Origin of the sequence: Brevibacillus fortis, assembly GCF_003013395.1 — a bacterium.
GTDB lineage: Bacteria > Bacillota > Bacilli > Brevibacillales > Brevibacillaceae > Brevibacillus > Brevibacillus fortis.
In genome coordinates, this window is sequence record NZ_PXZM01000033.1 from 1 (window position 1) to 21,411 (window position 21,411).

The 21,411-nt window shown below is 47.2% G+C and carries 18 protein-coding genes, 2 tRNA genes and 1 pseudogene; 7 read left to right on the plus strand and 14 right to left on the minus strand.

Annotation, left to right across the window (positions count from 1 at the left end; genetic code table 11):
• The 3 genes and pseudogenes from C7R93_RS19755 to C7R93_RS19765 all read right to left on the minus strand — a co-directional run.
• A pseudogene (locus tag C7R93_RS19755) lies at positions 1–586 on the minus strand (RNA-guided endonuclease TnpB family protein); the annotation flags it as partial.
• Positions 587–590: 4 nt separating this feature from the next.
• Complete coding sequence (gene tnpA, locus C7R93_RS19760) at positions 591–989, minus strand: IS200/IS605 family transposase (RefSeq protein WP_106840421.1); 399 nt, start codon at positions 987–989, stop codon at positions 591–593.
• Positions 990–1,058: 69 nt separating this feature from the next.
• Positions 1,059–1,685: a GntR family transcriptional regulator gene (locus C7R93_RS19765; RefSeq protein WP_244191591.1), complete on the minus strand. Its 627-nt coding sequence runs from the start codon at positions 1,683–1,685 to the stop codon at positions 1,059–1,061.
• A gap of 114 nt (positions 1,686–1,799) precedes the next feature.
• Here C7R93_RS19765 and C7R93_RS19770 point away from each other — a divergent pair, with 114 nt between their 5' ends.
• Positions 1,800–2,369, plus strand: a complete 570-nt coding sequence (locus C7R93_RS19770) for a GNAT family N-acetyltransferase (RefSeq protein WP_106840422.1) — start codon at positions 1,800–1,802, stop codon at positions 2,367–2,369.
• Between the two features lie 64 nt (positions 2,370–2,433).
• On the opposite strand, the gene C7R93_RS19775 is transcribed toward C7R93_RS19770, so the two are convergent.
• On the minus strand, positions 2,434–4,401 hold the full coding sequence (locus C7R93_RS19775; protein WP_106840423.1) for a dynamin family protein: 1,968 nt from the start codon (positions 4,399–4,401) through the stop codon (positions 2,434–2,436).
• Positions 4,398–6,071, minus strand: coding sequence for a dynamin family protein (locus C7R93_RS19780; protein WP_106840424.1), 1,674 nt, complete (start codon positions 6,069–6,071; stop codon positions 4,398–4,400). Before C7R93_RS19780 ends, C7R93_RS19775 begins: the two co-directional genes overlap by 4 nt.
• 221 nt (positions 6,072–6,292) lie before the next feature.
• Between C7R93_RS19780 and C7R93_RS19785 the strand changes: the two genes are divergently transcribed.
• Genes C7R93_RS19785 through C7R93_RS19795 form a run of 3 tightly spaced genes read left to right on the plus strand, consistent with a single transcriptional unit; the run spans position 6,293 to position 10,199 of the window.
• Positions 6,293–7,867, plus strand: coding sequence for a spore germination protein (locus tag C7R93_RS19785; protein ID WP_106840425.1), 1,575 nt, complete (start codon positions 6,293–6,295; stop codon positions 7,865–7,867).
• Positions 7,868–8,974: a GerAB/ArcD/ProY family transporter gene (locus tag C7R93_RS19790; RefSeq protein ID WP_106840426.1), complete on the plus strand. Its 1,107-nt coding sequence runs from the start codon at positions 7,868–7,870 to the stop codon at positions 8,972–8,974.
• Positions 8,967–10,199 carry a Ger(x)C family spore germination protein gene (locus C7R93_RS19795; RefSeq protein ID WP_106840427.1) on the plus strand — a complete coding sequence of 411 codons (1,233 nt, stop codon included), beginning with the start codon at positions 8,967–8,969 and terminating at the stop codon, positions 10,197–10,199. Before C7R93_RS19790 ends, C7R93_RS19795 begins: the two co-directional genes overlap by 8 nt.
• 224 nt (positions 10,200–10,423) lie before the next feature.
• Here the strand turns inward: C7R93_RS19795 and C7R93_RS19800 are convergent, their stop codons facing one another.
• The 8 genes from C7R93_RS19800 to C7R93_RS19830 form a co-directional block, all read right to left on the minus strand.
• A complete protein-coding gene (locus C7R93_RS19800) occupies positions 10,424–10,948 on the minus strand; it encodes a type 1 glutamine amidotransferase domain-containing protein (RefSeq protein WP_106840428.1) in 525 nt (174 codons plus the stop codon).
• 74 nt (positions 10,949–11,022) lie between these two features.
• Complete coding sequence (locus C7R93_RS19805; protein WP_482758275.1) at positions 11,023–14,109, minus strand: hybrid sensor histidine kinase/response regulator; 3,087 nt, start codon at positions 14,107–14,109, stop codon at positions 11,023–11,025.
• A 144-nt stretch (positions 14,110–14,253) separates the two neighbouring features.
• The gene (locus C7R93_RS30070) at positions 14,254–14,589 is read right to left on the minus strand and encodes a GNAT family N-acetyltransferase (RefSeq protein WP_158264037.1); all 336 of its coding nucleotides are present in this window, start codon (positions 14,587–14,589) and stop codon (positions 14,254–14,256) included.
• Positions 14,570–14,998 (minus strand): 23S rRNA (pseudouridine(1915)-N(3))-methyltransferase RlmH, encoded by a 429-nt coding sequence (locus C7R93_RS30075; RefSeq protein WP_158264038.1) that lies wholly within the window; start codon positions 14,996–14,998, stop codon positions 14,570–14,572. Before C7R93_RS30075 ends, C7R93_RS30070 begins: the two co-directional genes overlap by 20 nt.
• Positions 14,999–15,102: 104 nt before the next feature.
• Positions 15,103–16,218 (minus strand): response regulator, encoded by a 1,116-nt coding sequence (locus tag C7R93_RS19815; RefSeq protein ID WP_106840431.1) that lies wholly within the window; start codon positions 16,216–16,218, stop codon positions 15,103–15,105.
• A 180-nt stretch (positions 16,219–16,398) separates the two neighbouring features.
• Positions 16,399–16,481: transfer RNA gene (locus C7R93_RS19820), tRNA-Leu, on the minus strand.
• Positions 16,482–16,495: 14 nt separating this feature from the next.
• Positions 16,496–16,572, minus strand: a tRNA-Pro gene (locus tag C7R93_RS19825).
• 169 nt (positions 16,573–16,741) lie between these two features.
• Positions 16,742–17,230, minus strand: coding sequence for a hypothetical protein (locus C7R93_RS19830; RefSeq protein ID WP_106840432.1), 489 nt, complete (start codon positions 17,228–17,230; stop codon positions 16,742–16,744).
• Between the two features lie 135 nt (positions 17,231–17,365).
• Between C7R93_RS19830 and C7R93_RS19835 the strand changes: the two genes are divergently transcribed.
• The 3 genes from C7R93_RS19835 (at position 17,366) to C7R93_RS19845 (ending at position 19,988) form a co-directional block, all read left to right on the plus strand.
• Complete coding sequence (locus C7R93_RS19835) at positions 17,366–17,590, plus strand: hypothetical protein (protein ID WP_007722024.1); 225 nt, start codon at positions 17,366–17,368, stop codon at positions 17,588–17,590.
• A 115-nt stretch (positions 17,591–17,705) separates the two neighbouring features.
• Positions 17,706–18,113 (plus strand): metallothiol transferase FosB, encoded by a 408-nt coding sequence (fosB, locus tag C7R93_RS19840; protein WP_208637836.1) that lies wholly within the window; start codon positions 17,706–17,708, stop codon positions 18,111–18,113.
• A gap of 153 nt (positions 18,114–18,266) precedes the next feature.
• Positions 18,267–19,988 carry a protoglobin domain-containing protein gene (locus C7R93_RS19845; protein WP_106840434.1) on the plus strand — a complete coding sequence of 574 codons (1,722 nt, stop codon included), beginning with the start codon at positions 18,267–18,269 and terminating at the stop codon, positions 19,986–19,988.
• Positions 19,989–19,993: 5 nt separating this feature from the next.
• Here the strand turns inward: C7R93_RS19845 and C7R93_RS19850 are convergent, their stop codons facing one another.
• A complete protein-coding gene (locus tag C7R93_RS19850) occupies positions 19,994–21,097 on the minus strand; it encodes a chymotrypsin family serine protease (RefSeq protein WP_106840435.1) in 1,104 nt (367 codons plus the stop codon).
• Positions 21,098–21,411 lie beyond the last annotated feature (314 nt).

The following is a 21,411-nucleotide window of genomic DNA, read 5'->3' on the forward strand; positions in this document are numbered from 1 at the left end:
GTATGTACTTGTTCTGTCTCCCTTTCCCAAAGAAACAAGTCTTGCCCGTAGAAGTTACTGCAACAGCAGGAACTTTCAAACCAAGATCTATACCCATGATGTTTTCGTTGATGGTTACGCTTGTAGGCACTTCTACGGAAATTTGAGCGTACCATTTCCCTGACTTTTCCATGATACGCATCAATCCAAATTTTCCTTTGCATAACAATTCCCTGTCTCGGCTAGTCATCGTAGCACGAAACGCCGTTTTCTTCGTCTTTCCATCTACAACGATAGGAAAAGCAACTGTATTTTCAAATACCGTGTAGTTTTGATTATTGACGAAATATACAGGTTTCTTAAGAATCGGACGACCGCCAAGTTTCTTACTTTTACGAAAAACACTCTTAGCATCACGTATGGATTGGTTACAGACGGCTGAGGGTAGAATAGTTTCAACATTTTTAGTCGTTGTCTTCGGAAACGAACGAAGTTGTTCAGCTTGTTCCGTGAGCAGATTGACTACACGAATATATTCCTTTCCTAAATGACGAAGAATATCTGGTTGAGCAGGAAGTATACGAATCTTAACGGTTAACGCTTGCATGTGTTCACCCCCTTGTCTTTTGCTGTTCCACATATCTTTTAATCGTTTCACTGGAAATATTCCCTGCCGTACTTACAAAATATGAACGTGTCCAAAGAGAAGGCAAATGCGCTAGATGCTTGAACTCCTCTCTTAATTTTTTAGATGTGACCCCTTTGATTTTTGCCATAATATCAGCAGGACTGAATGTTGGCAAAGCGTTTAAAAAAAGATGAGTATGGTCTTTGTCTGTTTCGATTGCGATAATCTCTATTTTCAATTCATCGCAAACATCCTTCACTAATTCCTTAAACCTTATTTCTACATCTAAGTTGAGGAATATCTTTTTTCTGTATCGAGGACAAAAAACAAAATGATAGTTAATGAATGATACGGTAGTGGTCGTTCTTCTATAATTATCCATATACGGATTGTATCAGTTTAAATAATCAACTACAACAAAAACACAAGAAACGTTGGAACATTAACATGTCTATAGACACGCCTGTTCCAATCTCGCTATTATCCCACACCTAAAGGAGTGGGCTTTCTCGCTCGAAAAATTCTGTAATCCGGTGCCGATGATGATTTGCTCAGGCCGACAAATGAGCGTACGTGCTCTACGCAAATATTTACTGAGCTCTTCTCGTAGCTCCCACTCCCCTTGATCATCCCCGTAGAAAGAAAAGTCCTCCGGATACACATCCAGCGCTTCCAGCATGCAAGAGCGCCACGCAGCGTAAGGAAAGTGCTTCGTATCGATGACAGAACCGTGGAAGTTGTACCGACAGGTGAGATGCTCCCCTTTTTTCTTTTTCAGAATGGACGAAAACAAGGCAATCTCCTCCTCCTGATCCACTGGTTCTGACCATCTCTCGATCTCGGCAGCAAAAAAGCCGCTTCGTTCCCGGCTCAGGATGTAGCCTCCTGCGAGCAGTTGCTGATAGGCTGCCTCAATCGTATTTTTTCCGACTCCGCTTGCTTTCATCAACTGACGAATCGACGGCATCTTGGTTCCGGACGGTATCTCTCCTGATGCAATCCGTTTGCTCAATTGCTTGTATAGCTGCTGATACAGAGGTTCTTTGCTCTGTGCATCCATGATCGGCATGTACTCCATCAGCGTCCCTCCATTCTGTACCTATTCATCTATCCAAAACTGTCACTATGTATAGGAGCAGTTCTCTTTTACAATGATTGTACCAGATTCATCCACACGAAAGGAGAACAAGTCATGCGTATTCATTTACAGGGAGAAAAGGTCGTTCTGCGAGATATTCGAGCTGAAGATCTTGATACCATTTACTTTTGGAAATACGAAGCAGAAGATCGTGAGCACCTCAATTGGAATGGCCCCTACAAACCGCTTGATCCGTACACAAAAGAAGAGTATCGTGCCCTCCCACTCCATCAGGAGTCTCTTGCTCTCGTCGGGACAGATGCACCAAGAACCGAGCTGATGATTGAGATCGACGGCGAGCTAAAAGGCAGTGTCGGTCGCTACTGGGTATCCGAGGAGACGAACTGGTGCGAAATCGGAATCGTCATTTATGACTCTCGCTATTGGCAGAATGGCTATGGCCGAGAAGCGTTTCGGATGTGGATTGACTACTTGTTTACCCACATGGATACCGTCCGCTTAGGCATTGGTACGTGGTCCGGCAACGAACGGATGATCAAGCTGGCTGCTCACATGGGAATGGTGGAAGAAGCGCGGGTACGCAAAGCAAGGATTGTTCGCGGTGAATATTTCGATGCGATTAAGATGGGGATTTTGCGCGAGGAATGGGAAATGCGGAAATGAAGAAGGGCAATCCCTGGTCTGAACAAGACGTAGGGACTGCCCTTTTAACTTGTAGGAAAATTGATTACTCCAACTCAACCGCCACACGACTTACTTTTGCCGCCAGCTCGTCGAGATCGACGTTCATCTCAAGAGCCGCAAACAGACCTGTGAAATACTCGTTGATCTGGTCGATGACGCGATTGCGCTCACTCTCCACCAGCTCTTGGAACAGCGCAGAGAACTGCTCATCCAGCTGCTTGTTTCCGATTTCTACATACGCGCTCACTGGTTCTTGCATGCGCTTCTCCAGTTCTTCACGCATTTTCACTTTGCCATCTTGCTCGAAAAAGTCTTTGGTGTTTTTGAACAAGGAAATCGCTGATGCAAATGCAGATTCAGCTACTGGCAGTTCGTTCGCGAAGGACAGTGTTTCCACCTGCCGCTGCTGATAAGGTGCCAGGCTCAAACCTGCTGCGTAGCCTTGTACATCCTTTTGCCACGCCTGCACAAGTGTTTTCCCCTGCTTGTTCGTGAACTTCTCCAAGCGAAGGGTAGTCGCTCTCAGCTCCTGCGCCAAGTCGTAGCTGATCGAACGCAGAAGATCAGTCAAGCATCCTTGCAGCGCTTGCTTCATGTTGCGTCCATCGTCCTTGATGACAGCCGGGTTAAAAGCGAGATTGAACAGCTCGTTAAAGCGGAAGAACAAGCGCTGGCGAACGTAGTAGAGTAGCTCCTCGCGCTCTTTTGCCAAGTCTCGCTCGAACGAAGCGGTAGACAGCGCTTCAACAGCTGAGAGAGCCTGTGTCTTGGCGTTGCTTGCTGCTTCTTTGCGCAATTGACGCTCGTCTTCCCCGGACTGTGCCATACGCATGAATTCTGTCAAGGTATCGTGGGCGCGACGGATTTCACCGATTGCCGCATTCACAGCAATTTGCGTCAGCTCTTCAATCGTAAAGCGGAGGAACTCTGCTTCAAACGACGCCATTCCCGAGAACTTGAATGCTTCATCTGCCGGCATCAGCGGCTCACCTTCAGCCGAATTCGTGCGCTGGCGGTAGACCTTCTCCGCAGAAGCTGCCAGCTTGCCTTTTTCGTGCATCCGTGCCAACAGAGCAGTCTGGCTGGACACCGGATAAATACGTGGAAGGCGAATTCCGCACGAGAGGAGATTTTTCTCTACGTGTGTAAGGACACCCTGCAATTCTTCTTCATTCGCTGCGAGGTCACAAGCATTGACGATAAAGAACATTTTATCCATTTCAAATGTGTCTTTGACTCGCCCCATTTGCAGCAAAAATTCGCGGTCAGCCTGTGCAAAGGCGTGGTTGTAATACGTCACGAACAGGACCGCATCCGCGTTTTTCATGTATTCGAACGCCACACCTGTGTGACGTGCGTTAATGGAGTCAGCACCAGGGGTATCTACCAGAACAATTCCCTGATCGGTCAGCGGACAAGAATAGAACAACTCGATGTACTCTGCGAAACAAGCTTTTTCTTCCTTGGCCACAAACCCTTTGAACGCTTGCATATCAACCAGCAGCTCGCCGCCCAGATGAGCCGACATCTCTGGCAAACCCTTTGTAACAGCTTTCAAAAAGGTGTAATGCGGTTTAGCCGTCGGAGGGATTTGGGCGATGTCGATCTTGCCCAGCTCAGCCAGAGCCCCTTCGAGATCAGTCGCGATCATACCAAAGACAGCAAGGGAACTGATCACGTCCTGCTCAATGGCTTCACGCTCTTTCATGACGACACGAACAGTACCATGTGGGTGTGTATCCGTAGGCGGCATGATTTTGTTAATAGCTGCTGTTGTCGGGTTCGGTGACACTGGCAGCACGAGATCGCCCATCAAGGCGTTCGCAAATGACGATTTCCCTGCACTGAATGCACCAAACAGTGCGACAGTAAAACGATTGGCTGTCAGGCGATCTGCTCGATCCAGCATCGCCTGTGACTGTGCTTGCATCCCTGGTACGGAAACGACTTCATCACTTGCGCGCCGCAGACGCTCTGCTGCCGCAATTAGTTTGTCTCGTAGTTGATTCATGCTACTTGTTCTCCTCCACGCATAATCGCCAACAGACGACCCTTGGTTTCTTCTTCTCTCGCTGCCAGTCCTGCCAGCTTTTGATGCAACGCTGCCATTTCACGCAAGACACTAAGACGCTCGCCTTGAGCAGCACTCTCTACACGCACTTGCTCCTTCAGCATCTCAACCACTTGCGCAATGAAGTTGAGGCCTACTCGTCTGTACTCCAGCTTCATCCCGCTGGAAATATCCGCACAGTAGTTCAGGACGTAATCACTCGAAGCAGCACCCTCTTTGATGTGCTTGCTGAGAAACTCGCCCGTAATCTCGATCTTGGTCGCATGGACGCTGGCGTGATATTCTTCGTTCCGCAAATCAAACACTTGCGGCTGCTTGCCAAGCCATTCTTTGAAATGGAAGTCGAGATTTCCCGCCACTTTTTCACGGAACTCGACGAGAAGGGCTTCTTCGCGACGTGCGCGTTCTTCCTCTGTCTTCTTTCCTGCAAACAACAAGCCCACCTTGAAGCCTGGTTTGCGGCTCTCCAAATAGCTTCGTGCTGCTTCGTTCGTACTGAAATAGGTCAGGCGGGCGTTATCCAAGAGTACACCCAGTTCTTTTTCCATCTGTATTCTGGCATCCTCAGCACGCTGCTCCAGAGCAGCAGCAGTCGCTTCTTCCTGCTCAAGCGATTCTTGCACAGCCGCTGCGTCACGACTGTTGATGCCTTCCACTTCCAAAAGGTCCAGCTGGGCTTCCCACTGCTGGCGTTGATCAGCCTGACTTGTTCTTACTACTTGGATGTGTTCTTCGATCAAATGCTCGGCAGCACTGCGAACGCTCGTGCCAACCAGCTCTTCACGATCTGCGATCAACTGTGCAAGCATGCCTTTAAATTCCCGATACATGTTCTCAGGATGATCTGGTTCCGCAAGCGACGTGTAAAAAATACCATCCGGATGAATGTTCCAGGTCGCGAATGCCTCCTCGACACTTTCCTTATAGCTATCGAAATCCAATTCAAAATCAATATGTTTATCGATCATGTTCACAACCAGATAGACTGGCTTGCCACGGTCCTTCAATGTCTTCGTAAAATTGAAGTTCTCTTCAGCTTGAACATGGTTATAATCCATCATGTAAATGACGACGTCTGCCAAATGCAGCGCAGATTCCGTAGCGATTTTGTGTGCTGCATCCGTTGAGTCAATGCCCGGTGTATCGAGCAAGCTGGCGTATTCGTCAAGGAATGTTCCCGGATAGGAAACCTCTACGGATTCTACCGTATCTCCGTCAACAGCAAACTGCTTGAGCTTCTCCATCTCCGTATCTGGATCAAATGTAAGGACTCCGCTGTTCATGGTGAAGACGCGAGCCGCTTTTTCTCCGCCGCGAATCTTGACGACATTCGCACTGGTCGGAATCGGATTGGACGGTAGCAAATTGACTCCCAGAAGCGTGTTGATCATCGTTGATTTTCCTGCTGAAAAATGTCCGCAAAACGCAATATTCAGCTCAGCGCGCTTTGTTTTCGCGGCCAATTGAATGAGCTTGTGAGGCGTGGTTTCGTCTCCCTGCGCTTTCATTGCTTCTGCGAGTTCTTCCCATGTATGTGCCAGTCGGGAAAAGTCCGTTTCCCGGATCAATACTTGACTGTCAAGCACTTCTATTCCACCCTTCTCCATCATTCCTACTCTCTCTACTAATCCTTCGTGATCAAAAGACGAATTTTTGAACTTCCTTTTACTTCTCTCTATTCTACCATGCCGAATGTATCATACGTCACAGATGAGTTCAATTCAAAACTATGAAAGATTTAGCATTAGCCTTTTCTTCCGCATAATTTTCCTCTCATCTGGAAAAAATCGCACTAACATGATATTCGCAATTTGAACGGGAGGAACTTCAAATGATGCGCAGATTTTTGTCCCAACGTCGCAAAAAGAAAACTTCCTCTCTCATCGCGGAACGTTTGCAGCAGCGAAATGATCCTGCGCCTACGCTATCGACCAGTTTGCAGCAAAACATGGAGACGTTCAAGACCGTGCTGGGCAGCCCGCACGATTTATTAATTCGCTCCTTTTATATCGGCAACACCAATCATTCCTGTGCCGTTATTGCAATTGATGGATTGGCGAACTGCGATATGCTGGATATGCAAGTACTCGGACATATCCAGTTGATGATCTCGACTGCTTCCAAAGTGGTGCCAACTGAACCAGACGAGATCATCCGGATGCTCTACGAGGAAGTCCTTTCTGTCGTCGAAATATCGAAATCAACGGATTTCACAAAAACACTCGAGAGCATTCTTTCTGGGGATACAGCCCTTATCGTAGATGGAGCATCCGAAATCATTGTTATCGACAGCAAGGGATGGAAAACCCGCTCCATCGAGGAGCCGGTCTCCGAAGGGCTTGTGCGAGGTCCCCGGGATGGCTTTACAGAGAGTATCCGGGACAACACCGTTCATATACGCAGACGTATCAAAGACCCGAACTTGCGCTTTGAAGGGTCCATCGTAGGCAGACGCAGCCGAACAGATGTGATCATTGCCTACATTGACAACATCGCTGATCCAGAGCTGCTGAATGAAGTGAGACGGCGTATCTCCACGATCGATGTTGACGAGGTCGAAGAGTCCGGTTTTATCGAACAATGGATTGAAGATGATTTTCTGTCTCCTTTTCCTCAGATTCATAACACGGAGCGTCCCGACAAAGTGAGTGGAGCATTGTTTCAAGGGCGCATTGCAGTATTGGTGGACGGGACTCCCATGGTGCTCATTCTGCCTGTCACCATCGGCTTACTCCTGCATTCACCAGAGGATTACTACGAGCGTTGGATTGTCGGTTCATTAGCCAGGCTGTTGCGGTATTTGGCAGCATTTCTGGCCGTCTATTCGCCGGCTTTCTATATCGCTCTCGTCACCTTTCACCCCGGCTTGATCCCGTCTGATCTCGCCTTCTCAATTGCAGCCACACGCGATGGGGTTCCGTTTCCAGCATTCGTAGAAGCAATCATGATGGTGACTACGATGGAGTTGTTACAGGAAGCCGGAATACGCTTACCGAAACCAATCGGCCAAACCATCGGAATCGTCGGGGGTCTCGTCATCGGTGACGCAGCGGTTTCTGCAGGCATCGTCAGTCCAGTCATGGTCATTGTCGTCGCCCTTACTGCCATCGCTTCGTTTGCCATCCCTTCTTATCACCTTGCCATCGCCTTTCGGATGATTCGTTTCTTCGCCATGTTTATGGCTGGCATCTTTGGTATTTACGGCGTGGTGTTAAGCTTCATTACCATCATGATTCACTTATCCAATCTGACGAGCATCGGGTACCCATATTTGGCACCTCTTGCTCCACAGATGCCGCGAGACTGGAAGGACATGATCTTGCGCGCGCCGGTTACCTTTTTGAAGACCCGGCCCGATGCCCTTCACCCGAAAGACGAAAATCGCATGCAGACAGGAGGATCGTAAGTGAGCACACAGACCTTGGCGGAAAAACTGATCAGCAAAACGCATATGGGGATCAACATCGCCTCGGTTACGATCGGTGTCGGCATCCTGACATTCCCCCGCGCTTTAGCCAAGGCAACAGGGGCCTTCGATGGATGGATTTCTGTAATCGTGAGCGGTTTGTGTGCGTGCGTGATTGGCTGGTTGCTTGCCAAGCTCGCGGCTCGTTTTCCCCGACAAAGCTTCTTTGAATACACATCGATCATCGCGAGCAAGCCGATCAGCTACATCTTGACCTTTCTGGTCTGTATTTACACCATGCTTTTTGTCTCGTTCGAAATTCGAGCTATCGGAAACATCGCCAAGCAGTATCTGTTTTACAATACGCCAGTGGAAATGATCACGCTCTCTTTTCTATTGATCGTTCAATATGCCGTAGTCGGAACACGCGTCTCCATGCTGCGGCTAAACTTGTTGTTTTTACCTGTCGTTCTCGTCGTCTTGTTCATCGTCTTGCTATTTACAACCCAGTTGTTAGAGATTGAAAATATACGTCCCTACTTTTCTTCGGACTGGCGGTCTCTCTTGGAAGGCTCCAAAGAGGTCGGACTGTCTTATTCCGGCTTTGAGATTATCCTTTTTTACACCATGCTGATGAAAAAGCCTCAGGAAGGAGCGATGGCCGTCACGTTAGGGCTCTCGATCCCGATTCTGCTCTACATGACCATTTACATGTTCGTCATCGGAGTATTTTCTGCGGAGGTTGCGACGAACTTGACCTATCCAACCATCGAGCTGGCAAAAGAGGTCGAAATCCCCGGCGGCTTTTTTGAACGGGTAGAGTCCATTTTCTTTACCATCTGGATCATGACGATCTTCAACACATGTGCGATGTGGCTCGATATTACCGTGCTCAATTTGTCCTCCATGTTCCACAAGGTGCACAAAACGATTTGGGTGCTCATTCTTTCTCCTATGATTTATTTTGTCGCGATGCTCCCGCAAAACCTGGTTGATTTCTTCACGTTTGCAGACGGCGTCACTTATTTCGGAATGATCGTCGTCTATTTATGTCCGATTTTGCTGCTCCTCATCGCTGTCATACGAGGTGTAAAGGGACATGAATAGACAGCCCACTGCCTTCTGCATCTTCCTGCTTCTCTCGACTTTGCTGGCTGGATGCTGGGATCAGGTTCAAATTGAGGAACGAGGATTTGTGGTGGGCGTAGCGATTGATAAACCTCGTACGAAAGAAGCCGAGCAGCAAGCCAAGCAAGAGGCTCCAGACAAACCTCAAGTAAAAGAGCGCTTTCTCGTCACACATCAATTCGTCGTCCCCGGTGGATTGGTCTCCGGCGGCCAAGGAAGCGGCGGTGGTCAAAACACGGCCAATGAGGCTTACCACAACCTCATATCCGAGGGGGATTCTCTTTTCGAGATTTCCCGCGAATTGGCTACCCGGACCAGCAGAACTCCTTTTTATCAGCATATGAAGATCCTGATCGTCTCCGAAGACGTCGCCCGTACGAAAAACGGTTTTGCCAGAGCACTCGATTTCTATCTGCGTGATCCAGATTCCAGACGAAGCAGCAAGGTATTTATCTCAAATGGTCCCGCCAAAGAAGTACTGGAGGTCAAACCGAAAACAGAGAAGTTGCCCGCTATTTACGTCAATTCGATTGGAGAAAACGTCACTAAAAATTCCCGCATGCTTCCAGAGGTCCGATTGGGTGATGTCCACGAGGAGCTTCTCAGTCCGTTCAGTTTTGTGGTTCCGCGCATCAGACCCGAGGAGCAGGAGGTAAAATTAGCAGGCGCCGCTGTTTTTACCTATGACAATCAGTTGATGGGTTTTCTCGGGGAAGAAGAGACGGAGGGACTGAATTTTCTCACGGGAAAAGTTAGTGGAGGTATGGTCAAAGGCAAGTTCAAAAACAACCTCGTCTCGATGAACATCCAAGGGATCAAGCATAGCATTGAAACAGATTTACGAGATCGGCAGCGCATGAAATTCACGATAATAATCGAATGTGAAGGTACATTGGCCGAGTCTTACGCCACAACGGATTACTTGAATCACACTGCGATGGAGAAGCTTGAACAAGTGTTTGCCGAAGAAATCAAGCGAATGAGCAATGACACCATCAAGAAGGTCCATAAGCAGATGAAAGTGGATGTCATCAAGCTTGGCAGCTATCTGAAGCAGCATCATTTTTCGCTATGGAAAAAGATTCGGCAGGATTGGGAAACAGGGCAGCATCTGTATGAAAAAAGTGAGATAACCGTTCAAGCAAAGGTCTATTTACGCAATATCGGTGCGATCAACCGTACCGAACGCCAAAACAACAGGTGATCCCATGTTAAAATTTTTAGGCGTAGTCCCACCGTATTTGACCTTCACAGGGACAGTCTTGGCATTCTTGATTCCCTATCTTTTTTTTAAAATCAACACCAAAATTCACGAGATAGGCGATCCACCCTGGAAGAAACGGAATAATCCCCATTCGTAACAAAGCTTCTATCAACGCCAAAAAAAGGGCTTACTCAGCATCTCGAGCAAGCCCTTTATTCCTTAACCTATTGTTGTGCCAGCAAATCAGCAAACGCTTTGGCGTACGCAGGCAAATCAGGCGGTCTACGGGAACCAACAATGTGACCGTCTACCACGACCTCTTCATCTACCCAAATCGCACCTGCATTCTCCATATCATCTTTAATGCCCGGCGTCGATGTCGTGGTTACTCCGCGCAAAATTTTTGCGGAAGCAAGCACCCAGCCCGCATGGCAAATATGTCCAATCGGTTTTTTCGCCTCGTGCATCGCAACCACAAACGACAGCACCTCCGGATAGCGGCGCAGCTTGTCAGGTGCCCACCCTCCTGGAACAAGTACACCTGCATAATCGGAAGGATTGACTTCTGCCATCGCTTTGTCAGCCTCGCAGGGTACACCGTACTTCCCTATGTAGACGTGATTCGCCTTCGGGCCGACGAAATGGACGGTAGCGCCTTCCTCTCGCAGTCTCATCACCGGATACCAGAGCTCGAGATCCTCAAATTCACTTTCGACGAAGCAAACCACTTGTTTTCCTGCAAGTCTCAACGTTCTCGCCTCCTTTTCCTTCTATACTACGCTATTGTAGCAGGTACGAAAGGAAAAGACAGCAGGTACATGGGTCAAGCATGCATCCCCTCAGGAGTAGGTATGTACATGACGACTTTGGTCCCTTTTCCCATTTCAGAGGTAATACTTAAGGTAGCCCCAGAAATGGTATCAAGTCGCCTTCTGATGTTTTGGATGCCGATACTTCCTTTTTGATTCTCGCCTTTTGACATTTGATACAGGAGATCATCTGCAATCCCGACCCCATCGTCTTCGATCATGACCTTGATGTAGTGACCTCCGTCCACAATGGTAAGCGTCACGTGACCTTTATCGTCCTTTTCAAACAATCCATGACGGATCGCATTCTCTACGAACGGTTGGATGCTCAAGGAAGGTATCTGCTTATCCAGAATGTCTTCGTCAACATGACACACGAAATCAAATCCTTCACCAAAACGAGCCTTCTCGATCTCTACATAGGCATGAATGAGCTCCATTTCCCGGTACAACGGTACGAACAGCGTGGTTCGATCCATATCCAAAATATAGCGCAAGTATTGGCTGAGCATGCTGATGAGATACGCTGCCTTTTCACCATCGGTATAACAGAAAGAAATCACACTGCTCAAGGCGTTATAGAGAAAATGCGGCTTGATTTGAGCCTGGTGAAACGCATGCTCATTGCGTATGGCCTCTTGAATGGAGGTTTTCATCGCTATCAGTGTCTGCACGCGGGCAATGAGTGTCTCTGCATCAAACGGTTTTGTCACATAATCGTTCGCCCCAGCTCTGTAGCCGAGCGCAATGTCTTGGGGAGTATCTCGGACGGATGCAAACAGGATAGGCAAGTCAAGAATCGAATACTGCGCGCGCAACAACTGGCACAGCTCAATCCCCGATACTCCTGGCATCATCACGTCCAGAATCACCAGATCAATCTGTGGGTGTTCCTTGATTTTCTTCATGGCTTCTTTTGCTGAAAAGGCAGAAATCACATTATAGCGATGCTTGGACAGGATGTTCAGCAAGGTGTGAATGTTGGATGCCTCGTCATCGACAATCATGATGGTATATTGGTGATCATCCAAAATATCCAGGGGAATCTTTTCGCTGGCCTCACGTGATTTCTCCTGAGCCGTCGCTGCAATCTCCTGCGCGGCCATTGTCTGATGGACAGTCGGTAGCGTAAAGGTCATGCGCGCGCCTTGGCCAAGCTCCGAGTTTTCTACCCAAATTTCGCCTCCCATAAGCTCAACCAGCTTGCGGTTGATGTAGAGACCTACGCCCATGCCTGTGTACCCGTCTTGCGGCAATAGTTGATCAGCCTGCTCAAAGTAACCAAAAATGGCTTCATGATTATCGGGTGAAATCCCTGTGCCTGTGTCCTCTACGGAAATGCGTACATGTCCCTCCAACACTGTTGCTGTTACCTTGATCGAACCTACCGTCGTATGTTTGATTGCATTGTGCACAAGATTATACATGATTTGACGGAGCCGATTCTCATCAGCATGTACCCAGATATTCGCGGGAACTTGATTTTCCAGCCGGACATCTTTCCCCAATAGTTCAAACTGCAATACATCAAAGACAATTTGTGTGATGACCTTGATGTCCACAATGGTGAGATGGAGGCGCAGCTCCCCATGCTTCAAGCGAGTCACGTCAAGCAAATCACCAACCAGCATGGACAGCTTGATCGACGTATCTTTGACGAGCCAGAGATTTTGGATTTGTTTCGAGGAAAGCATATTTGTCTCGTCATCTAGCAAATGGGATGTAATATTGATAATCCCGTGCAGCGGCGTTTTCATCTCATGCGACGTTTGTGTGAGAAATTCGTCTTTGATCTGATTCGATATCTTCAGTTGATGGGAAAGAATTTCCGTCTTTTCAAAAGCATTGGTGAATCGTACCGCCAAAAGAATGTTCATCAAGGTAATGAAATATAAGATGCCAATTTTTCCTGCCAGATCGGTTGGCACGAGGTTCTCCGCGTATAAAAGACCGTCTATTAAACAAACCGACATAGATATACTGGCCCCGATGAAAAGCAACATCTCTTTACGGTCAGACGATTCCCTCCGACTCTTGCTGGATAAATAAATCAGCCTGCCCATAATGAAGAAATGAAAGATTTGTACATAAATCAATAGCGGGCCTTTCAGGTTCGTATAAAAGGAATAGGGCAACACGAGAATGATTAGGGTATAGAGAAAAATGGGAGCAGTCAGCCTCATCAGCCAGGTTCGAGATAGAACCCTTCTATCAATCGAACAGAAAAACAGGGCTAGCAAAATGGAACTGATGAATAACGACGCATCCTGTGCCTTGTAAGCGATGGCAAACGGAATGGAAGGCACAAGCTGCAGGAATACTTTCTCGCCAAAAACCAAGTGATAGATACCAAGAGCAGCCATATAGCTGCCACTGAACAAATAAGTTCTCTCCCTCATACGGAGAAAATAAAAGCTGAGATGGTACGCCGCCATGATCCCCAGTGTTACGACAAAAGCAATATCCGTTCCGAGCAAGGTACTGTTTAAAATAGCAATATCCTTGTCCAAGCCCAGTTGAATCGAGCTCGCAATCCCTCCAGTGAAAAACATGTAATTCGCCACTTGTATGACAATCTCCATGTGCTTGTCATCGGGAGAAAAAAACACGGTATACGGGGTATTCCCAGGCTGATGGACTTCGCTCTCTACGGCTGGATGTCCGCTCTCGCCTTCTTGTTTTCCATTGATGTATAGCCGATGCGACATGCGAATGCTCTTTGTTTTCAGCCCATAGATTTGCTTGTCTTCCGGAAGCTTTACTTGTAATCGATAGGTAGCGAAGCCTTTGCGGTCGATACTATCGATGAGACTTTCTCCCTTCCACGTTCCAGGTACTACCAGATAAGAGACGTCTGCGGGTCGCCCTCGGCGAAAATCTTCTGGTGAAAGCAGTTTCCCTGGATATATCTCCCATTCCCCATCTAAATTGACCAAGCCCTTACTCTGAAAATTCCAGTTCGACAAATCAAGCACTCCACGCTTCGCGACTGGCATGTCACGACTAGGAAAGGTTTGTATGTAGATCCCGATGAATACCGCTATTGAAAGTAAGAAGACCAATCCAATCCCGGCAGGCATCAGGAAATTTCTTCGATCCAAAAATGTATCCCCTTCCAGAAGAACCTCGAATATGTACAATCATCTAGCTTAAGACTATCATTTATTCCTCACAAAAAACTCACAATGTTTTTTCAAAGAAAAAAGAGGACTCTCGCGATTACGAGACTCCTCCAATCGTTTTATTCACGAACCGCGTTTACTCCATTCCATCTCGATGTGCATACCGTACTCGCCTGTACGTGCAAACCCCAGTCTTTCATAGAGAAGACGACTGGCCATATTCAATTTCATCACCTGTAGCTTCAACGGCTTATCCTGCAGTGCAGCCTCGTCTTGTAGCTTCTTCATGACAAACGAGCCAATTCCCTTGTTACGGTATTCGCGCAGTAAAGCAATATCCACGAGATGCCATTCATTCTCCGTCCTATCAATCAGCAAATGACCTACACGTTTTGTATCTGCGACAATCAGTTGGTAATAGGCTTTTGGGAACTGAAGCTCATACGCTTGCTGCTGCATAGCGAACTCGGTGCGGATATTCTTTCTTGGGCAGTGACAGTCGCTCGTTTGCCCTTTCCAAAACCGCCTCGGATAATCCAAAAGCGCCGCCAATGACAAAGAGAATCTCATCTTGCCCTGTACCCGACAAATGTTCAATTTGTACAGATAGCTTCCTTGGAGTCCACGGCACGCCTTCGCCAGTGAGGACAATGACATGCTGATCCTGCTTGATTTGAGTGAGAATCTTACGTCCTTCCTTTATTTTCAGTTGCTCCATCTCCGAAGCATTTATGTTTTCTTGTCGGTCTTCTTCTGGAATTTCGACGAAGTTCATCCTGCAATAAACAGCAAGGCGTCTGCTGTATTCCTCCACCCCCGATAAGCTTTCATTATTGATTTTGCCCACAGACAAAATAGTGAATTGCATGAATTCGCCCACTTCCTTTTTTGTTAGATCATAGCAATTGATTCTCCCAAACTTCTCACATGGATCATCAAATAAAAAAACAGGAAGAATGATCTCTTCCTGTCTTACTCTCCAACCACACTCGCTACCCAATTCCTGATCTGTCGAGGCGGGTCCATTTCCAACTCCAGCCGATAAGCCTTTTCAAACTTGGCATAGTGCTGGATAATATTCTGTTTTTGATCGCATCGTGCGTAAATGTCCATCAATGCTATATTCATTTCTTCATGCAAGGGATAGATTGCCAAATAATCTTCCAGCTTTCGCAGGCCTTTCTGCCATTCCTGTGATGCTAGGTCTAGCTCCACGAGTTTGCTTACCAGCGTCGTATACTTTTTCCGGTACGCTTCCTCCAGAGGCGCTTTCCATAAATAATCCTTTCTGTCCAAAAGCGGCCCCTTGTACATGGAGCATAATGCTTCGGCTGCTCTTATACTTTGCAGCTTTTGCGAAAAGGAAAAATCATATTGCTGAAATGCCCATACATCATAGTTTTGATCGATCGGGTGAAACATGTAGCCCTCGTTCGTTTTTTGAATATCGATGCCCAATTCTTGCTCTTTCATGATTTTTTTCAATCTGTACATGGTGTTATGCAAATTGTGCGTCGCTCTGTCTTCATCCATCTCTGGCCATAACAGATCTGTCAGATGCCATTTGTTGATATCTTGCTTGGGATGGCAGAGAAAGTAAGCAAAAAGTTCCTCGCTCTTACGCGTGGGCCAGCGCACGACTTCGCCAGCGGAATTGCGAATATCCAAACCGGCAAAACATTGGATAGACACACTTTTTTCTGATTGTTTAATCGGTGGTGTGATTTGAAGCTGTTTGACCAAACGATCCGTGACCCGTTCAATAGCTGCTGGTGTAACCGGTTTTAATATGTAATCAAATGCATACACCTTAAAAGCATCCAGTGCATATTTTTTGTAGGCGGTCGTAAACACAATCTTTGTATGTTCAGACAGCTCATTCATTTTTGCTCCAAGCTCAAGTCCGTTCATTTTCGGCATTTCCACATCTAAAAACGCAACATCCGGGCACAGATCAGGCAGACAAGCGAGAGCCTCTAGTGGATGTGTGAATGCTCCAACGATCGTATAGTTATCATTTTGTCCGATTACATGCTTCATGAGATCAAGGATGGGTTTCTCGTCTTCCACTATCATTACCTTAATCACTGTCGTCCTCTCCTTTCATTTCTATCTGTCCCGCTGATTCTAAGCATGCTGCCATAATTATTGTCGGTATTCTGCTCCATGTCGTTGAGTACCAAATCATCCGATAAAAAAGAAAAAAAGTGAGAAACAGGCCTACTCACTGTTCCCCACCTTATAACGAAAACCATATGTATAGATTGCTGGTGCCGGTAGAGGGACTTGAACCCCCACGGTTTCCCTCACGATTTTGAGTCGCGCGCGTCTGCCAATTCCGCCATACCGGCCTATCCAAAAAAAATGGTCGGGAAGACAGGATTCGAACCTGCGACCCCTTGGTCCCAAGCCAAGTACTCTACCAAGCTGAGCTACTTCCCGATTGCCAATCCGTATCGGACTGTCTCTCATTCGACAAATTCCGATAAGTACTGCAACACTTACATACTATACAGGCAAATTGAACCAATATCAATACTGTATTTTTTTGGAATATAGTCTTTTGTTCCTAGTTTTTTACAAGATAGTGAACATGCGCCTGATAATCCACTCACTTCCCTTTCCAAGGTGCACAGCTTTTGCAACATGGTATTTGTCGTTTCATGAAATCCTGCGGTAGGTTAAACGGATAGTCCAGCGGATGACGCCCTACTACGATCCAGCGACCATTCGGAAGCTTTTTCAACTGGTACACACGGAAAAACCGATCACTCGCATCAAAAGCAAACCATACCGCAAGCGTCGCACATCTATTTCCGGAAGACAAAACTTTAGCCTTGACAATCGGTGGTGCTCCTATCGTATCACCTACAGGAATTGCCAGTCGTCCGTTTATACGTCTCAAATCAAGATTGCCGATTACTCGATTTGCCAGACAAGGAGTCATGAACTTTTGCAGGAAACGGCGAATTTTTCGTTTGGAATTAAACCGTTTTGGCAAAATGATTCCGCGATCCCCCACTCGTTTACGCGCCGAAAAAATAATCGTAAAGAAAGCTCTCTCTGCCAATCGAATGACTTGCACCCATTGCTTTTTCATTTGACGTCCCTCCCCCTGTCAGACTATGCATCTCACGAGAAAAACGGTTGGACGAATATCCATATACATAATCGGTTGCGGGAGGGGGCAAAGTAATACGGTGTTCCCATCATCAAAACCCGCAGGAGGTCAACCATGCCTAGCCAAATTAACACTGACTCGCTTAAAAAAGCAGAGGTAGCCACCACTCTGGCGAAAAATATGATTACCCAAGCGATCGAGCAATCCGCAGCCAATCCACAGCTCGCCGAAGAAGCCTTGAAGCAAGCGTCTCAGGAAATTGCCCAAGCGCAAACGATGGTGTCCCAAGTCCAATCCACACTGCAAACCCAAGCGCAAGCTCAACAAAGTCAATCCTAAACGAAAGGCAGGCAGACCCTCAGTAGACTGGTGGTTTGCCTGTTTTCCCCATACAATAGCATTAGTTGCAAAATTATTGCTAAAGGTGGGGGACGTATTGCCGCAACTCCAAGGAATGAATCATTTGCTTTTCTCTGTCTCTGATTTGGAGAAATCTTTTTGTTTTTATCGGGATGTACTGCTTGCCAAACCACTTGTACGAGGTCGCAAGCTAGCTTACTTTGACCTGAATGGCTACTGGTTGGCGCTGAATGAGGAACCGGACATCCCACGCAATGAAATTGCTCACTCCTATACACACATGGCCTTCACCATCACAGAAGAGTCGTTTGATGAATGGTACGCTCATTTTGAAAAGCACGGGGTTACCATTTTGCATGGACGAGACCGTTCGGAACGGGATAAGCGCTCCATTTATTTCACAGACCCTGATGGGCATAAGTTCGAATTACATACAGGCACTCTTCAGGATCGTCTCGCCTATTACCGGGACGAAAAGCATCATATGAAATTTTTTGAGTAATCGGTGACATCGCCATTTCTTAATTTACTTTTCACAAAATCACAATAGTTCCAAAGATTCAACTCCATTCGTGAGTGCTATAATCTAAAAAGCACTTATGGCCTATTTCTCTTATGAATAGGCCCGTTTTTCGTAAAAATATGGAGGGATTTTATGTTTGGTAAGCGCGGCGCTCAAACCGTTACCGCCTCAATTCAAAAAAGCAATATCCAAATGCCCGATCAGCTACAGGGGAAAGTTCATTTGTTGCAAATGAATCAGACAGACCTTGATCGGTTGAAACAAATTGAACCACTCCTAACAGAACACCTAGAGGCCATTACAGAGCGTCATTACCACATGCTTCACCAATACTCCCATCTGATGCAAATCATCGAAACGCACACGACGGTTGATCGATTGGCTGTATCCTTTCGTCACTATTTGCAATCGATTCCACATGCCAAGCTAGACGATGCCTATGTAGCCGGACGAGAAAAAATCGGAGAGGTCCACAGCAAAATTGGACTTGCACCAGAATGGTATACGGGCTCTTACTTGCGGGTCTATGAATATTTGATTCCCGCAATCGTCAACACCTATTCGAAACGTCCCCAAGAATTATCTTCTGTCCTGTTGGCACTCATTAAGATCATCACGCTTGATTCGCAAATCGTCCTCCAATCGTATCAGGAGGACAATGATTATAAAGTCATTGATCGCCTGGGCGAAGTGCTGGAGTTAGTGATTCAGATCGATAAATTCAAGCATGTGCTGGACACGCTTGAGGATACGACAGATGAAGCTGGCAATGTGGGATCTGCTGCCGAACAGCTAAGCGAATCTGTGCAAAAAGTGGCTCAATCAGCCGTCTCTGTCGCAGAGAGTGCTTCCAGTACGATCGAGCAAGCGACAGTGGGCAAAGATATTATCCAAGAGTCATTGACCAGCTTTCTTTCCATGGCAGATGAATTCCAAGAGATGCAAACAAAAATTTCTCAGTTAATGACGTCCATTGCAGAAGTTTCCCAGGTCGTCCAAGTCATTCGCAATATTGCCGATCAAACCAATCTTCTTGCATTGAACGCGTCGATTGAGGCAGCGCGTGCTAACGAACACGGACGCGGCTTTGCTATCGTGGCAGATGAAGTGCGAAAGCTCGCCGAACAGACCAAGCAATCCGTTCAAAGCATTACAGCCACGATCAACAATGTCCAGAATGAAGCTGTCCAGGTAAAAGAAACGGCCACTCTCATGAGCGACCATTTTAACGATAAAGTGAATCAGACACGTGATGCAATTGGGATATTAGGAGATATTGTGCAAAATATTGAAACTGTCGGGCATTCTACCGGCCATATCGCAGCATTGGCACAAGAGCAGTCTGCTGCCACAGATGATATTTCGATGCGCATATCGCAAGTCCTTACGAATATGGAGCAGGTCTCTTCGCACGTCTCGAATGCAGGTAAAAACGTCTATGATGTTGGCGCTGGCATTAACAGCCTGCACAAGCTGAGCATCACGCAAACGAGCCACTTAAAGACCAAGCATTACTTGCGAATGGTCAAAACCGACCATCTCTTATGGAAATGGTGGCTGTACAACTACATGCTTGGGTATCACCACATCGAAGAAAAAGACCTCGTCGACCATCATCAATGCCGCTTGGGAATTTGGTATGACGAAGCCCTGAACAATCCATCCATGAGCACCTTGCCCTCTTTCAAGCAATTAGATGTGCCTCATAGACAGTTCCACGAAACTGTTCGGCGGATTTACCACTTCGTTAATCAAGGAAAACTAGAGGAAGCAGAAGCTGCTTTTGATGTGTTAGAAGATATCTCACATCGCATTCTCCACGTACTGGATCAGTTAGCCAAAGAAGTTTCCTGATGCTATTATCTATTCGTCTTTTTCTTGCCAGGCTGCCTTTTTGTGGCAGCTTTTTTTGTTGGGATACGCTTTAACTCTTTGGTAGTCAGCGGTCTCGTACGAGCGTTATTTCCCCTGACTTTTTTGGCTTTGGCAACTGACTTGCCAAAGCTCCCTGCTGACCTAGCTATCCCGACGCCAAACGCTTGCAAGGCCCAAACAACCGGATACGAAATCGAGAGCCTCCCATTGGCTGAACCCGCAAAATTCACAGCTGCAGCGTAGTTGCCCGCAGTCAGCCAAACAGAGCCGGAATCTCCAGGCAAGGAGATGGGAACCGTACTTCTGATGACTGTCTGATTCTGAAAACGGATGGTCCCCAGTCCTCCGTAGTTCCCGTAACTGACATCAATATCGGTGTGGATCGATTCAACCGTTCCCCATGCTAGCCCCGATGAACGGCCAACTTTTTTCAACCTGCGCCCGATACCATACGAACGAATAACACCTGGCACTCTGCCCACTGTTGCATAACGAGGGGCAAGGAGTCGATTGGAAGTGGGGATACTAATCGCTGCATCCATTCGATTACCTGCATCTCTTCGTAATCGAATATATTGATACAAGCGTCCGATTCGATCTCTTCCTGAACGGCCGCCGTCTGCTCCACCAGGCTGGATGGTCTCGGTATAGCCGCTCGTATTATTACGATTCAGAACGTGATTGTTGCTCAACACGAACCTCTGGGCTCCTCGCGAAACGATTAGACCAGCCGTTCCAGACGCCCCTGGGTAGCCGATGCTATATCCAGCGATCACAGGCCTGATTCTGCTACGATAATTCGTTGCAGAGGGGCGTACAGCTGGATGACAATGGCACCGTCCCGAAGTGACGGTTCGGACAGGAACGGATACGTGGGCTGTCGCCGCCTGACTTTTGACAAGAACGCAACTTGGGCATTTCTTTTTCACTGCCGCACTTGCATTGATGGTATACATCACGATGCAGGCGCCGCCTTTTTTGTTTTTTCCGTTTGCGTAGCCAATCCCAATGCCAAGTACGCCCGGCATTCGCTTCCACCTTTTGAGCAAATGCTTCTTGGCCAGGAGCGCTTCCCGAAAGGTTGCCATGGCACCTCTTCCTTTCTGGAGGTAAGTTTGTTTTACATGGTCATCGTATGTAAAACTTGGCCAGCACTGTTGGACGCTTGTCATTGCGGGTACGCCTATTTTGCTTATGCGGAAAAAACTGTTGTTCGGGCTGTTGTGGTGGGAGGAAACAGGAGAAAACGCTCCAGCTTCTTGGGCCACCTGCTGGATGTCATGACTGCCCGACTCCATGGAAAAAGCGAAACCGCGTCCAAAGTTTGAGGATGCTTCTCAGAGGTGGACGCTTAAGAGCGTGTTTCCTTTTTCCATTGCGCCTCGGTTGGTGTCCCAAAGAT

Coding starts and splice junctions, on each gene's coding strand:
- tnpA (WP_106840421.1), bottom strand. CDS start 989: ATGGATAATTATAGAAGAACGACCACTACCGTATCATTCATTAACTAT.
- C7R93_RS19795 (WP_106840427.1), top strand. CDS start 8,967: ATGAATAGACAGCCCACTGCCTTCTGCATCTTCCTGCTTCTCTCGACT.
- fosB (WP_208637836.1), top strand. CDS start 17,706: ATGAATCATTTGCTTTTCTCTGTCTCTGATTTGGAGAAATCTTTTTGT.
- C7R93_RS19845 (WP_106840434.1), top strand. CDS start 18,267: ATGTTTGGTAAGCGCGGCGCTCAAACCGTTACCGCCTCAATTCAAAAA.
- C7R93_RS19765 (WP_244191591.1), bottom strand. CDS start 1,685: ATGGAGTACATGCCGATCATGGATGCACAGAGCAAAGAACCTCTGTAT.
- C7R93_RS30070 (WP_158264037.1), bottom strand. CDS start 14,589: ATGCAGCAGCAAGCGTATGAGCTTCAGTTCCCAAAAGCCTATTACCAA.
- C7R93_RS19830 (WP_106840432.1), bottom strand. CDS start 17,230: ATGAAAAAGCAATGGGTGCAAGTCATTCGATTGGCAGAGAGAGCTTTC.
- C7R93_RS19770 (WP_106840422.1), top strand. CDS start 1,800: ATGCGTATTCATTTACAGGGAGAAAAGGTCGTTCTGCGAGATATTCGA.
- C7R93_RS19780 (WP_106840424.1), bottom strand. CDS start 6,071: ATGATGGAGAAGGGTGGAATAGAAGTGCTTGACAGTCAAGTATTGATC.
- C7R93_RS19835 (WP_007722024.1), top strand. CDS start 17,366: ATGCCTAGCCAAATTAACACTGACTCGCTTAAAAAAGCAGAGGTAGCC.
- C7R93_RS19775 (WP_106840423.1), bottom strand. CDS start 4,401: ATGAATCAACTACGAGACAAACTAATTGCGGCAGCAGAGCGTCTGCGG.
- C7R93_RS30075 (WP_158264038.1), bottom strand. CDS start 14,998: ATGCAATTCACTATTTTGTCTGTGGGCAAAATCAATAATGAAAGCTTA.
- C7R93_RS19785 (WP_106840425.1), top strand. CDS start 6,293: ATGATGCGCAGATTTTTGTCCCAACGTCGCAAAAAGAAAACTTCCTCT.
- C7R93_RS19850 (WP_106840435.1), bottom strand. CDS start 21,097: ATGGCAACCTTTCGGGAAGCGCTCCTGGCCAAGAAGCATTTGCTCAAA.